Annotated in this window: 14 protein-coding genes; 6 read left to right on the top strand and 8 right to left on the bottom strand. The window is 32.1% G+C overall.

Going from position 1 to position 13,109, the window contains the following annotated elements:
• Positions 1–41 precede the first annotated feature (41 nt).
• The 4 genes from priA to nadC are packed head-to-tail and all read right to left on the bottom strand — an operon-like array spanning position 42 to position 4,792.
• The gene (priA, locus tag IEV77_RS16800; protein ID WP_188466934.1) at positions 42–2,492 is read right to left on the bottom strand and encodes a replication restart helicase PriA; all 2,451 of its coding nucleotides are present in this window, start codon (positions 2,490–2,492) and stop codon (positions 42–44) included.
• A 31-nt stretch (positions 2,493–2,523) separates the two neighbouring features.
• A complete protein-coding gene (locus IEV77_RS16795) occupies positions 2,524–2,946 on the bottom strand; it encodes a DUF2147 domain-containing protein (protein WP_188466932.1) in 423 nt (140 codons plus the stop codon).
• Positions 2,939–3,880, bottom strand: coding sequence for a YihY/virulence factor BrkB family protein (locus IEV77_RS16790; protein WP_188466930.1), 942 nt, complete (start codon positions 3,878–3,880; stop codon positions 2,939–2,941). The genes IEV77_RS16795 and IEV77_RS16790 overlap by 8 nt, the downstream gene beginning before the upstream one ends.
• Before the next feature lie 54 nt (positions 3,881–3,934).
• Entirely contained in the window at positions 3,935–4,792 is an 858-nt protein-coding gene (nadC, locus tag IEV77_RS16785; RefSeq protein ID WP_188466928.1) for a carboxylating nicotinate-nucleotide diphosphorylase, read from the bottom strand.
• A gap of 193 nt (positions 4,793–4,985) precedes the next feature.
• Between nadC and rlmH the strand changes: the two genes are divergently transcribed.
• Positions 4,986–5,459 carry a 23S rRNA (pseudouridine(1915)-N(3))-methyltransferase RlmH gene (gene rlmH / locus IEV77_RS16780; protein ID WP_188466926.1) on the top strand — a complete coding sequence of 158 codons (474 nt, stop codon included), beginning with the start codon at positions 4,986–4,988 and terminating at the stop codon, positions 5,457–5,459.
• Between the two features lie 97 nt (positions 5,460–5,556).
• Here rlmH and hpf read toward each other — a convergent pair whose 3' ends face one another.
• Both hpf and IEV77_RS16770 read right to left on the bottom strand, forming a co-directional pair.
• Positions 5,557–5,856 (bottom strand): ribosome hibernation-promoting factor, HPF/YfiA family, encoded by a 300-nt coding sequence (gene hpf, locus IEV77_RS16775; protein WP_188466924.1) that lies wholly within the window; start codon positions 5,854–5,856, stop codon positions 5,557–5,559.
• Positions 5,857–6,323: 467 nt separating this feature from the next.
• The gene (locus tag IEV77_RS16770; protein WP_188466922.1) at positions 6,324–6,713 is read right to left on the bottom strand and encodes a winged helix-turn-helix transcriptional regulator; all 390 of its coding nucleotides are present in this window, start codon (positions 6,711–6,713) and stop codon (positions 6,324–6,326) included.
• 316 nt (positions 6,714–7,029) lie between these two features.
• Between IEV77_RS16770 and IEV77_RS17530 the strand changes: the two genes are divergently transcribed.
• The 5 genes from IEV77_RS17530 to IEV77_RS16750 are packed head-to-tail and all read left to right on the top strand — an operon-like array spanning position 7,030 to position 9,880.
• Complete coding sequence (locus tag IEV77_RS17530; RefSeq protein WP_229736710.1) at positions 7,030–7,260, top strand: hypothetical protein; 231 nt, start codon at positions 7,030–7,032, stop codon at positions 7,258–7,260.
• On the top strand, positions 7,257–7,601 hold the full coding sequence (locus tag IEV77_RS17525; RefSeq protein WP_229736709.1) for a carboxymuconolactone decarboxylase family protein: 345 nt from the start codon (positions 7,257–7,259) through the stop codon (positions 7,599–7,601). Before IEV77_RS17530 ends, IEV77_RS17525 begins: the two co-directional genes overlap by 4 nt.
• Positions 7,602–7,617: 16 nt before the next feature.
• A complete protein-coding gene (locus tag IEV77_RS16760; protein ID WP_188466920.1) occupies positions 7,618–8,262 on the top strand; it encodes a DsbA family oxidoreductase in 645 nt (214 codons plus the stop codon).
• A 14-nt stretch (positions 8,263–8,276) separates the two neighbouring features.
• Complete coding sequence (locus IEV77_RS16755) at positions 8,277–9,242, top strand: alpha/beta hydrolase (protein ID WP_229736708.1); 966 nt, start codon at positions 8,277–8,279, stop codon at positions 9,240–9,242.
• Positions 9,239–9,880 carry an MBL fold metallo-hydrolase gene (locus IEV77_RS16750; RefSeq protein WP_188466918.1) on the top strand — a complete coding sequence of 214 codons (642 nt, stop codon included), beginning with the start codon at positions 9,239–9,241 and terminating at the stop codon, positions 9,878–9,880. The genes IEV77_RS16755 and IEV77_RS16750 overlap by 4 nt, the downstream gene beginning before the upstream one ends.
• Before the next feature lie 212 nt (positions 9,881–10,092).
• Here IEV77_RS16750 and IEV77_RS16745 read toward each other — a convergent pair whose 3' ends face one another.
• Positions 10,093–11,061 (bottom strand): IS110 family RNA-guided transposase, encoded by a 969-nt coding sequence (locus IEV77_RS16745; RefSeq protein WP_188466916.1) that lies wholly within the window; start codon positions 11,059–11,061, stop codon positions 10,093–10,095.
• Positions 11,062–11,459: 398 nt separating this feature from the next.
• Positions 11,460–13,007, bottom strand: coding sequence for a tetratricopeptide repeat protein (locus IEV77_RS16740; RefSeq protein WP_188466914.1), 1,548 nt, complete (start codon positions 13,005–13,007; stop codon positions 11,460–11,462).
• Between the last annotated feature and the right edge of the window lie 102 nt (positions 13,008–13,109).

Here is a 13,109-nt window from a genome sequence, read left to right as displayed (position 1 = left end):
ATTAGTTTAATAACGGAATTTGTTTACAAATTTCTATTTTACTAATAATTATCAACATTTAGAATTACTCTTACAGCCCTAAAATCTTTTACAGCGAAGAAGCTATTATTAATTTTAATAATGGCTTCTTTTGTTTTTGACACCGATTGCTTGGGTGGGATTTTAACAATAATGTGTTTAATAAATTGATTTCTAATTCTAGACACCGCTGGAAACTCTGGGCCTAAAATATCAGTTTTAAAAACTATTCTTAACGATTTAGCATACCAATCTGATGCCACGTTTACCATATTGTAATTACGATGTTTTATGGTAATTTTAATCAGCCTATAAAGAGGCGGATATTTAAAATTACGTCGTTCCTCCATTTGTTCTTCATACATTTTCTGATAGGCATTTGTAGATACCTGTTGTAAAATGTTATGATATGGATTATACGTTTGAATTATTACTTTCCCTCTTTCTTCTGTTCTTCCAGCTCTTCCTGAAACCTGTAACATAAGCTGAAAGCTACGCTCATGCGCTCTAAAATCTGGAAAATTAAGCATGTTATCCGCATTCATGATCCCAACCAATTTTACATGTCTAAAATCCAATCCTTTGGTAAGCATTTGAGTGCCAACCAAAATATCTACTTCTTTTTGTTCGAAAGAGGTAATGATTTTCTCATAACCATATTTACCTCTAGTGGTATCCAAATCCATTCTAGCAACTTTGTACTCTGGAAATAACGTACTAACTTCCTCTTGTACTTGTTCCGTTCCAAAACCTTTATTATCTAAGTCGACACTACCACAAGCTTCACACGTTTTTATCATAACAGAATGATAACCACAATAATGACAACGTAGTTCATCTTTGTATTGATGATAGGTTAAACTAACATCACAATTTGGACATTGAGGAGAATGACCACAGGTTTGACATTCCACAATAGGCGAAAACCCTCTCCTATTCTGAAACAAAATAATTTGATGTCCTTCTTTGAGTGTCTCTGTCATTTCTTCAATTAGCCTATCGCTAAAATGACCAGTCATACGTTTACGTTTTTGCTTGTCTTTTATATCTACAAGCTCAATATCTGGCATTAACACATCGTTATATCTAGTAGTTAACTCTACCAAACCGTACTTTTTTAGTTTGGTATTGTAATAACTCTCAATACTTGGTGTGGCAGATCCTAAAAGTGTTTTACAGTTAAAAAGATGCGCTAAAACAATAGCAGTATCTCTGGCATGATATCTTGGAGCTGGATCGAACTGCTTGTATGAAGATTCGTGTTCTTCATCTACAATTACCAACCCTAAATTATTAAATGGCAAAAACACAGACGATCGTGCTCCTAAAACAATTTGAGCTTTGGGAGAATTATTTAAAACATGATTCCAGACCTCTACGCGTTCGTGAGACGAATACTTTGAATGAAAAACGGCTACTTTTTCACCAAAATAATCCTGTAACCTATTAACCAATTGCGTTGTTAAAGCAATTTCTGGTAAGAGATAAAGAACCTGTTTTCCTTGAGCTATAACTTCTTCAATTAATTTGACATAAATCTCTGTTTTTCCAGAGGAAGTAACACCATGTAACAACGTAATATTATAGGTTTCAAACGATGACTTTATTTCTTGAAATGCTATTTTTTGAGGCTCGTTTAACTGTTTTAATGGATTGTTTTCATCACCAGAGTATTGGACTCTATCCGTTTGAACAAAATATTCTTCTAGAATATTTTTATCAATTAAAGATTTAATAATAGCAGAAGACGTGTTGCTTTTCTCTGTTAATTCTGAAACCTTAATAGGCTTTTTAATTTGAGCTGAAAGTGAGAATAAAGTTAAAACAACTTCTCTTTGTTTTGGAGCTCTACTTAAATCTTCCAAAAGATCTTGTAAGTTTTTCTCAGAAGAAAATTTAGAATGAAGTTTTACATAACGCACCAGTTTAGGCTTGTACTTTTCATAAATTTCTTCTTCGACCAAAATAACCTGTTTGTCCAACAAGCTTTTTATTAGAGGAAGAACATTCTTTTTATTTAGAATACTTACAATATCATGTATTTTAAGAGAAGTTTGATGAAGTAAGGCCTCATAAATTAAAAACTCATCGTCTTTTAAATCCGCTTCATCAATAGTAACATCATAATTCTTACTAATTACGGTTTCACTTTCCAATAAAAAAGCATTTGGTAAAGAGGCACGCATCACATCACCCAAAGTGCACATGTAATATTCTGAAATCCATTGCCAATGTTCCAGTTGCTTTTCGGTAACGACAACTTCATCATCTAAAATTTGATGAATCTCTTTTGCATCGTAAACCAAAGGCTCGTTACCATGAATATTAAAAACTAAAGCCGTGTAGATTTTTGCTTTCCCAAAAGGTACAGACACACGCATCCCTGGCTTCAAAAAACCAGCTTCCGCTTCCGTTATACTATAAGTAAATAGTTTTGGAAGTGGAATAGGAAGAATAACGTCTATAAAGTGCAAGGGTTTTAGTTATTAAGTTAAGAATGCGATTTTAACTTTCTATGCGTTCCCAATATTGAGTTGCGTAAAAAAATGCAATATAACCTCTGACCATTAATTTATTTGGATTATCCTCATCTATAGACAATCTACATTTATAAGTTTTTCCTGATTCTGGATCGAAAATGGTGCCGTTTTCAAAATACTCGCCATCCTGGGTTAGGTTTTTTATAATAACTAGGCCTAAAACTGGTTTATTATATTCGTTCCCTTCACAAGTATCACAAAGAAGATCCCGCTTTGAGCTATCATAAATTTCAATGATCTTTCCAAAAATCTCTCCGTTCTTTTCATAAATATCTACGGTAGATTTGGCTTTGCCCGTTTTATCATCAATTGTTTTCCATTTGCCTAAAATGTTTTGAGAATTCATTGTTAAGGGCATTAAAAGTAGAAGTAGGAGTATTTTATACATAGGTTTTATTTATTTTTTTTAATCTGTTTAATGAAGCATTCAATTCGTATCCCAAAAGTAATATATTAGAGTTTAACCACAAATAAAATAGTAGAATTAACAATGCTCCAATAGAGCCATAAAGTTCATTATACTGTGAAAAATTTTCAATATAAATTCCGAATAAATAGGAGCTCAAAATAATTAAAATAGTTGTAAACATAGCCCCTACTGAGAAAAATTTCGATGTTTTACCTTCTCTAGTTCCAAAATAATACAACACGGCAGTTGCTAAATATACCATAATAACAAAAAATACATATTTAGCCACAGTAATCCAGAATTGGTTGTTACTTTTTTCTAAAACACCATAACTTTCTAGGTTTCCAAGTACATAAATTTCAAAGTAACCAAGAACCACAACTGTAAGAATTAATAAAAAGGCCAGAATTAAAGCTACTCCCATGGCGAATAAATACTGTTTAATGATATTACGAGTTAATTGTTCGTGAAATGAACTTTCAAATCCAACAAACACAGCGCTAATGCCATTGGCCATTAAAAAAATAGAAACTAAAAATACTGAAGAAAGAAGCCCTCCACGTTCGGAAGCTTCGATATTATCGAAAATACTATCGAAGAAAAAATCTGAAGTAGTTGGTGGCAAGAACGAGTTCAAAAAATTTAAAAACTCTATTTTAAAATCATCTATTGGAATAAGTGGAATAATAATTAATATAAAAAGCAAAAAGGGAAACAAAGCTGTAAAAAAGCTAAAAGCTATTGCACTTGCTCTGGTTGTTAAAGCACCTTTCCCTATTCCAATGATGTATAACTCTATTAAATCGTATAAAGAAAGCCCTTCCAAACCTGGAAGTTTAATTTGTTTTAAAAATTTGACTACCAAATTTAAAACAGGGATTTTACTTAATTTATCTTCTATAGGTTTGGTCATTAACTAATATATCGTGTTTGGTGTTTGGTTGTATAATAAAAAATAAATCCTGAATTAAACAGCTTTCAAACTTAAATCCATATTATAAACTGAGTGTGTTAAAGCGCCCGAAGAAATATAATCTACACCACATTCAGCGTATTTCCTAATCGTTTTTTCGTTGATGCCTCCAGAAGATTCTGTTAAACAAGTGTCACCAATTAAAGCAACAGCTTTTCTAGTATCTTCGTAATTAAAGTTATCAATTAGTATTCTATAAACACCTTTATTTTCTATAATTTCTTTAATTTCATCTAAATTTCTTGCTTCAACAATAATTTTTAAATCTCTATCAGTGTTTTTTAAATAATCTTTGGTCTTAGTAATGGCTTTCGTAATACCACCTGCAAAATCTATGTGATTGTCCTTTAACATAATCATGTCGTACAAAGCAAATCTATGGTTTTCTCCTCCTCCAATTTTCACAGCCCATTTTTCTAAAGCGCGAATACCTGGAGTGGTTTTTCTGGTATCCAATATTTTGGTTCCAGTTCCCTCTAACAAATCAACAAACTGTTTCGTTTTTGTAGCAATAGCACTCATGCGTTGCATGGCATTTAAAACCAACCTTTCTGCCTTTAAAATGGATTGAGAGGATCCTTCAACATAAAATACAATATCACCATACTTCACCTTAGAACCATCTTCAATAAGTGTTTCCACCTTTAAATCTTTATCAATATAGGCAAAAACAATTTTCGCAAATTCCACTCCTGCAATAATACCTTCATCTTTAACCAAAAGCTTGGCTTTTCCTATAGTTTTTTCGGGAATACAAGCTAAAGAACTATGATCTCCATCTCCTACATCTTCACGAATAGCATTTGCTACTATTAATTCTATCTCTTTGTTGAATTGCTCTTGCGAAATCATAAATGTTAATTTGACGTAAAAATACTAATTGAAAAGCAAATTATTTACATTCTAAATTCTTAATTCTAATTAAAATGTAAATTTGTATTTTATTCATAAAATGAAAATGTTGGTTTCATTCAAACCTTCCAGTAGTATTTACAAGTTTAATCTTCGCGATAGACCTCGAAGTAGTGACCCAACTAGAAAGAATATGCAAATAAAGCTATTAGCCATTGGCAAGACAGACAACAAACAACTTCAAGCTTTAATAGACGATTACCAAAAACGTTTGGGGTTTTATATAAAATTTGATTTTGAAATTATTCCTGACTTAAAAAAAGTTAAAAATTTAAGTGAAGAGCAACAAAAGCAAAAAGAAGGCGAATTGATTTTGAACAAACTTCAACCCACTGATATTTTGATCTTACTAGATGAAAATGGAAAACAATTTAGTTCGGTTGGTTTTTCGGAATATTTACAGAAACATATGAATTCCGGTATCAAACAATTGGTATTTGTTATTGGGGGGCCTTATGGTTTTTCCAACGATGTTTATAACAAAGCACAAGGCAAAATCTCCTTATCTAAAATGACTTTTTCCCATCAAATGATTCGTTTATTTATTGTGGAACAACTATATAGAGGTTTTACTATTTTAAGAAATGAACCTTATCACCATCAATAAGTTAACAGGTGTGAGGTGTGAGGTGTGAGAAAATAAAAAGCCACAGATTCAAAATGTTTTGAATTTGTGGCTTTCTACTTAAAACTCTTTTAAAAATCTAGTGTGTAGAAAAAGTTTGTTTTCTCTTTTCTAGTTGAATATCTAGATCGTTTATAGTTTCTTTTACTGCCGCTTCAAAATTCTTTTCAGTTGAAGTAGCAAAAATTCTTGGCCCAGGCAAACTCAATTCCATATTACAAATTTTACCTTGTTCTTTTTGATTGTTATCTTGTTTAAAAAAGACATCGCAAGCAATTAGCCAATCATATTTTTTAGCAAGCTTTTCAAGTTTTTCGGTTGTGTATTTAGATAGAGATTCGCTAGAATCCATGTTTACGTATTGAATGATGATGTTCATAATGTTATTGTTTTAGAATTTATAATCTATTGCAATAATATAAGAAATCAAAATGAAATAAAATGATAAATATCAAAATTATAACGAAACTTTAAGAAGCACTTTACATCCATCCTGCAAGGAGAAAACGGTAATCGATCTTATAGAAATAATCGATTAAAGGTAAAATTATTTGAACCAAATGGTAAATCGATAATCCTAAGAAAGTGATTTCCAGAATAATCAATCGGCCACTTTTTGCCTCAAATAAATTATTAGTATAAATTAATTAACACTGTTATCACATGTTGTATGCAAGTGTGGAGGAACATCTGTCAAATAATCGGATTGTTAAATGAATAAAGCCTTCACTAGCTCATTTTAAAATGATAGAACTATCAACTTGAAATAAAATTTGTAAAAGAGCAAGTTTGACCAATACAAATTAGCATTATTTAATTCTCCCGAATTTCTAATTCCTCTACAGTTTATTTAATAAATTCTTCTCTGTTTTTTACAATGGTAGGTACGTGAGGTACTATCCAATCAGCTAGATCGACTAATTTTTTCAAAAAGATAGAGCCTTGATCAGTTAAGTTATACTCTACCCTAATAGGTACTTCTGGATAAACAGTTCTTTTTACATGACCATCTCTTTCTAGAGTTCGCAACGATTTAGTCAGCATTTTAGGAGATATGCCTACCACACTTCTTTTTACATCTGCAAAACGGAGCACTTTGTGTTTTCCAAGAACTAATACTATCATCATAGTCCATTTATCCAACATTGTAGCTAATACATCTTTTATTGGACATACTTCTGATGGATTTTCTACATCCAAATTAGCCAACATCTCTTGCATTCTTTTGTCATTCATACTACTATATTTCTATTTAACTTTTATAAAAAATAGGATATATCAATCATAACTAACTGATTTACATAAGTACCTAATATATACTAAGACTACAAAGGTAACTTAAAATCCCTTAATCGCTATAATTTACAAGTCACTAAATTTTTCTTGAAAAAAAGTTCATTTATTTTTACCGATAAAGTCTTCACATCAACAACACTATCCTTTTGTATACTTGCTAACCTAAACGTAACGTATTGTACAACAGTAGTATCTTTTGTATACTTGCGTCATATTAGAAACTAAAACTTCATCACTGAAGAAAAAAATAGAAATTATGAATACAATAAAGAAAGTAAGCTTAGCACCGAAAACAATAGAAACTGCAAACACGTTATCAAGCTCCATTTTAGAAACCTCTAAAAAAAGAGCTGGAATGATTGCCAATATGTATGGCACCATGGCAAATAACGATGCGTTACTTGATGCCTACACCTACGCTTATGATTCGTTTAGAAAAATGCAGGTTTTACTCCACAAGAACAGGAAGTTATATTTTTATCTATGAATTATGAAAATGGATGTGAATACTGTATGGCTGCACATAGTGTTATTGCAGACCGTATGTCAAAAGTCCCTAAAGAAGTAACTGATGCAATACGAAATAATACAGAAATTCCTGATGAGAAATTGAAGGCATTAAGTTTATTTTCTAAAATAATGATAGAGAAACGAGGCTATCCTTCAGAATTAGATATTGAAAACTTTTTGAATGTAGGCTATACAAAAAGTCATATTCTTGGTGTTGTTACAGGGGCAGCTGTTAAAACAATGAGTAACTACACAAATCACATCTTTGATATCCCTGTAGACAAAGCATTTGAAAGCAGAGCTTGGACTAAAAACTAATTTTAAACTAGAAAAAATGTCAGATAAGATAAAAATAAACATCGTTTCAGATGTGGTTTGTCCTTGGTGTCTTATTGGATACAAAAGACTTCAGCAAGCAATTACCGAAATGGAATTACAAGATAAAGTAGAAATCATATGGGAACCTTTTGAATTAAACCCAGGTTTGCCTGCAGAAGGCATAGACCAATATCTATACAGGTCGCAAAAATATGGAGCAAGCAAAGAAGAAACAGATGTACATAAATTACGCTTAGCTGCTATGGCTGAGGCTGAAGGCTTTAAATTTGATCTTTTTGATGGCATGAAAGTGATGAATACAAAAAATGTACATATTTTACTAGACTATGCCAAAGGTTATGGCTTGCAGACCGAATTAAATTCGCGTTTAGTAGCATCTTTTTTCAGCGAACGAAAGGATATATCTGACAAAGATGTTCTATATAAGGAATTACTGGCTGTTGGACTGAACGCTGATGAAGGGATTAAAAAATTAGATGATACAGAAGCTCGTAAGCACGTTGAACAACAATTACAATATTGGAAAAACCAAGGAGTATCAGGTGTGCCAACCATGTATTTTAATGACTCAGAACCTGTTGGTGGAGCACAATCTGTTGCAAGTTATAAGCAAGTGTTAGCCGAGGTTTTAGCAAATTAAAATATATAAAAATTATGAAAAACAAAATAGACAAAGGACTTCAGTCTATGTACACGCCATTAAAATCCTTTACTTATTTGGCAAGTAGAAATTGGGGTATTAAGATGATGAATTTCTCAGCTCGTATGTTTAATGGAAAAAAAATAAAAGGACTACATAATGAAGAGCGCTTTATTCCAAGTAAAAATGGTGGACCAGATATTAGAGTACGTATTTTTAAACCGTTAAATGCCAAAGGAAAATTACCTTTATTACAATATATACATGGTGGAGGTTATATTTTAGGAAGTCCAGAAATGATGCCGAATCTTGATATTATTAAACAATTTATTGAAAAAAGACCATGTATAGTTATCGCTCCTGCTTATAGAAAAGCTTTAGACGCTCCATATCCAGCTGCTTTTAATGATTGCTATGACACGTTGTTGTGGGCAAAAGAAAATGCTGATGAACTCGGCATTTATGATGATAATTTTATGGTAGCTGGTCATAGTGGTGGTGGTGGATTAACAGCAGCTGTTACTCTAAAAGCAAGAGATACAGGTGATTTTAACATAGCTTTTCAAATGCCATTCTATCCAATGATAGATGACCTTCAGAATACTAATTCGGCTAAAGAGATGACATCGGTTCCTGTTTGGAATACAAAATCAAATAAAAAAGGGTGGGATTCTTATTTAAAAGATATTCGAGTTAACAATAAAAATGTTCCTGCCTACGCAGCAGCAGCAAGAAATAAAGATTACACCAACTTCCCTCCAACCATCTCATTTGTGGGTGATATGGAACCATTTAAGGATGAAACAATTGCTTACATTGATGCTTTGAAACAGGAAGATATTGATGTGAAATTCAAATTATATAAAGGTGCATATCACGGTTTTGATGCTTACGTTCCTAATGCTCAAATCTCTAAAGATGCGGTAAAATTTACGTACGATTCGTTTGGCGAATTCTATGATAAATATATGAAATTATGATTCAGATACAAGTATTTCCATTTAATCCTGTACAAGTAAACACTTATGTGCTTTGGGACTCTGAAACCAAAGATTGCATTCTTATAGATCCAGGTTGTTGGAATACAGAAGAAGAACAAATACTAGTTTCTTTTATAGAAAAAGAGCAATTAAATGTTACTAAAATCGTGCTGACACATGCACATTTTGACCACGTAGCAGGCGTTAATTTTGCATTAAAGCAATGGAAAGTTCCTTTAATAGGTCATAAAGAAACTAATTTACTTATGCCAAGAATTCCAGAGATGGCTGGCTGGTTTAATCTTCATATGGAACCCGTATCTCCATTAACCAATTATGTCAAAGAAGGAGATACGTTAACCTTAGGAACATCAACGTTTGTGATTATTCATGTACCAGGTCATTCACCAGGAAGTATAGTCCTTTACTGTGAACAGCAAGATTTTATGATTGGGGGAGATGTTCTTTTCAAGGGGAATATTGGTCATACGGAAGTACCATATGGCAACTTAAATACTTTAGTAGATGGTATTAAAAAGAAATTATTAATTAAGCCCGATGCAACTATTGTTTATACTGGTCATGGGCCTTCAACCACAATAGCTTATGAAAAGAAAAATAACTCTTATGTATTATAAACGCATACCTTAATATTTTAAAGGGTTATAAGAAAACAAAAAGGTTAGATTTGTTGAGGAATAAACTTACTGTTAAATATAAACACCAGCATACAACAAAGAACTGAGTTGAAAAACAAGCAGTTTCTTCATTAATTTTATTCACTATTATTCCATGCTCAAAATTCTATGATTTAGTATTTTAAGCTCTCTATTTTACTATTTCAGGCTATTTATTTAGACAGAACTGAGACGTAAGTTTCATCATATGGTAAACCAGATTTTGCAATAGCAAAACTTTGTTTTAGTAATTTATTAGAGACTGCAATTAGCGCTAACTTCTTACTTTTTCCTTTATTTACAATTCGTTCATAAATATTTTTACAAGCCTTATTTTGCTTACAGGCACTAAATGAACATAGGAATAATAGGTTCCTCAATTTTCTGTTTCCAACTTTACTTATTTTACTTCTGCCTCTGACACTGCTTCCAGATTCTCTAATTGTTGGTGTTATGCCTACATAACTACATAATTGGGAGGCTGTTTCAAACTTCTTAAATCCATCAGTTATTACAATTAAGAATAAAGCAGTTTTAAGCCCTATTCCTGGTATGCTTTGTAATAAAGTTAATTGTATTTGCTGGTCTTGTTTTACTAATGACAGAAGTTGCTTCTCTATTCCTAAAAGCTCTTTATCTAAATGTTTAAGATCTCTTTTTAATGAACGATACACCCACTTAGATGGAATCCCTAAGACCTCTTCTCCATGGATCTTGTTTTTGGTCGCTGTTCTTTTCTTTAAAAAACTATCCATCAATCTAAATAACTGTAAGCATTCACTTTGAACTTCTGTAAGTGCATTATACAATGGAACTTCATTAATAATCCCATATTCACAGATTGCCTTTGCATCACTTTTATCCGTTTTTACTTTTGCTAATTTCATTTGAATGAAACGCTTTACAGACAATGGATTGACCACAGATACCACTTGCTTTTTCTTGTGTAGAAACTGAGCCAATCTGTAATGATAATAACCAGTTGCTTCCATAACAATCAAAGTATTATCGTCTAATAATTGTAGAAACTTAATAAAACCATGTTCTGTGTTCTTAAACTGCAAATGACCTTGTTTACTGCCATAACAATCAAAGACATCTTTACTAATGTCAATTCCAAAAGTTTCTGTATATTTATTCATAAGAAATGATTTATGAAAGAATAACCTACTTGACTCACAACAACTTGAAAACGAGATCTAGGTCTCACAGAACTGAACGTGATTTTTAGTAGAAAAGAGAGAGGATTATCAATGTTGTCGAAGTCAAAGCTTCACTGTATATACTAACCTTAATTCTCTCTTTTATTCTTTCTAATTTATATGCCTTAATTTAGTGTTTTTATTAAAATGCTAACTTAAGCAGTATATAATTTATTGCTTAAGTTCTAGCTTACATACGAAAATTCCGCTGAAATTTTCTATCTGTGATTTGTTTACTAAATTAGTTGCTTAAACACGCAACAAACCATTTACCAAACGTTAAAAACAATATTTATTTTTACGAACTACATAAAAGCACACCTACTAAAACCGTAATATTAGATTTCCATTTTGCCTTGTACAGATAATTTTGTTGCTTTTTCGATACCCTCAAGAGCCAATCTTCTATTTGTTGCCCTTTCTAAAGTTGCGGTATACTGATAGATAGCTTCAGAATATCTTTTTTGAGTTATTAGCCAATCGGCATACAATTCGCTCGTTGGCTTTTGAATTACTGGTGGGCCATAACTATAACTTAGGTTTTGTTCTTGAAGAATCGTTTCCTTTAACAAGTTTTCTGTATTAAGAACATCATTTTCTAACCATCCATTTAAAGCTTTTAATTGGTTTAACATAATCAAGGATTGATCGATGTTTGATTGTGTTGGAGCACTTCTACTAAGCGAAGAACAGACTGTAAAACCATCGCTAATATTTTCCACTAATAAAGATTCTTTATCTATTTCGGCTGAAAGAATTTCAATTAAAGTTTCTATTTTTTCTGCATTTTTTTCTACAAAGGCTTCATAACCTTCTATAAAATAATATTGAGCTTGCGCTGTTAGATGTAAATTCGAAACATCGATATCCATATCAGCAATTGAAGAATCCCATTGATTGGATTCCACCAAATAAGTACCTTTTAAGAACGCTAAATACATATTTGTTCTATCTGAAGGCGTTTCTTTTGCATAAGATTCCATATCTAAAACCATTTGTTTAGCCTTTTCAAATTCACCTATTTGCAAATAACCATATTCTAACCAATGATAGGCATGATAGCCACGAGCATTGTTGTCTAATTCCTTACGCTTCATTCTATTTAAACTTGCCTGATAAGAATCTATGTTGGAATTAATAACTTCGTCCCACATTCCCAATGCCACATAGATATGAGAAGGCATGTGCAAGGCATGACTGGCATCTGGGGCCACTTTAGAATAGCTATTTGCAGCATCAATTGCCAAAGCCGCATGGTAAGGATCGTCGTATGAATGTATTAAATAATGAAGCGCTCCTGGATGATTAGGGTTTTTCTCAAGCACTTTTTTCGCTATTTCCGCTCCTTGTCCATAAATAGCATCGTCTCGACCTTCTGGAACCGAACCTAAAAGTGAAATGGCATAAAACGCTGCTATTTCCTGATTTTCCGGATAGGTTTTATAAAGCGATTTCATATAATTTTTATAGGCTACATCTCTTTCAAGCTTTGCCGTTTTTGGTGTGTAAAGAACTATAACTGCTCCAATTAATCCTTGTTCAACTGGAGAATACAAGTCAGAATCTTGAAAATGACTTATTTTTTCAACAGCCAAAAATCCAGCATCATAATCTTGTTCTCCCCAAATAGTATGATTATATGTCATGGCTTCTCCCCAATAAGCCATAGCCATGTTGGGATCTTTTTTTTGAGCTTCTAAAAACGCTTCTCTAGCGTCATCGTATTCAAAACTATGAAGTAATAAAAGCCCTTTTTCAAAAGAGGCTTGAGCCTCATTATTTCCGGTTACCTGAAATTCTACAACCCCAAGTGCATCGGTTTTTTTGACTTCATTTTTACATGAAATAATTAAAATACAAACTAAAAAATATACTAAGTTTTTCATTTTAAAAGTTGTTATGAATCCATATTAAACACCTGATTCAAAGATACATAAAAACAATGTCATTTAAATTAAGGTTACCATCTTATTGAACAACCTAATAAT

The sequence above is a fragment of the Xanthomarina arctica genome (assembly GCF_014638915.1).
Lineage (GTDB): Bacteria > Bacteroidota > Bacteroidia > Flavobacteriales > Flavobacteriaceae > Xanthomarina > Xanthomarina arctica.
The sequence above is the reverse complement of the archived record's forward strand: the minus strand, read 5'-3'. Positions and strand labels throughout refer to the sequence as shown.

What these genes read in the sequence shown, in the direction of transcription:
- IEV77_RS16795 (WP_188466932.1), bottom strand. Translation starts at nt 2,946, where the DNA reads ATGTATAAAATACTCCTACTTCTACTTTTAATGCCCTTAACAATGAAT.
- IEV77_RS16790 (WP_188466930.1), bottom strand. Translation starts at nt 3,880, where the DNA reads ATGACCAAACCTATAGAAGATAAATTAAGTAAAATCCCTGTTTTAAAT.
- nadC (WP_188466928.1), bottom strand. Translation starts at nt 4,792, where the DNA reads ATGATTTCGCAAGAGCAATTCAACAAAGAGATAGAATTAATAGTAGCA.
- rlmH (WP_188466926.1), top strand. Translation starts at nt 4,986, where the DNA reads ATGCAAATAAAGCTATTAGCCATTGGCAAGACAGACAACAAACAACTT.
- hpf (WP_188466924.1), bottom strand. Translation starts at nt 5,856, where the DNA reads ATGAACATCATCATTCAATACGTAAACATGGATTCTAGCGAATCTCTA.
- IEV77_RS16770 (WP_188466922.1), bottom strand. Translation starts at nt 6,713, where the DNA reads ATGAATGACAAAAGAATGCAAGAGATGTTGGCTAATTTGGATGTAGAA.
- IEV77_RS17530 (WP_229736710.1), top strand. Translation starts at nt 7,030, where the DNA reads ATGAATACAATAAAGAAAGTAAGCTTAGCACCGAAAACAATAGAAACT.
- IEV77_RS17525 (WP_229736709.1), top strand. Translation starts at nt 7,257, where the DNA reads ATGAATTATGAAAATGGATGTGAATACTGTATGGCTGCACATAGTGTT.
- IEV77_RS16760 (WP_188466920.1), top strand. Translation starts at nt 7,618, where the DNA reads ATGTCAGATAAGATAAAAATAAACATCGTTTCAGATGTGGTTTGTCCT.
- IEV77_RS16755 (WP_229736708.1), top strand. Translation starts at nt 8,277, where the DNA reads ATGAAAAACAAAATAGACAAAGGACTTCAGTCTATGTACACGCCATTA.
- IEV77_RS16750 (WP_188466918.1), top strand. Translation starts at nt 9,239, where the DNA reads ATGATTCAGATACAAGTATTTCCATTTAATCCTGTACAAGTAAACACT.
- IEV77_RS16745 (WP_188466916.1), bottom strand. Translation starts at nt 11,061, where the DNA reads ATGAATAAATATACAGAAACTTTTGGAATTGACATTAGTAAAGATGTC.
- IEV77_RS16740 (WP_188466914.1), bottom strand. Translation starts at nt 13,007, where the DNA reads ATGAAAAACTTAGTATATTTTTTAGTTTGTATTTTAATTATTTCATGT.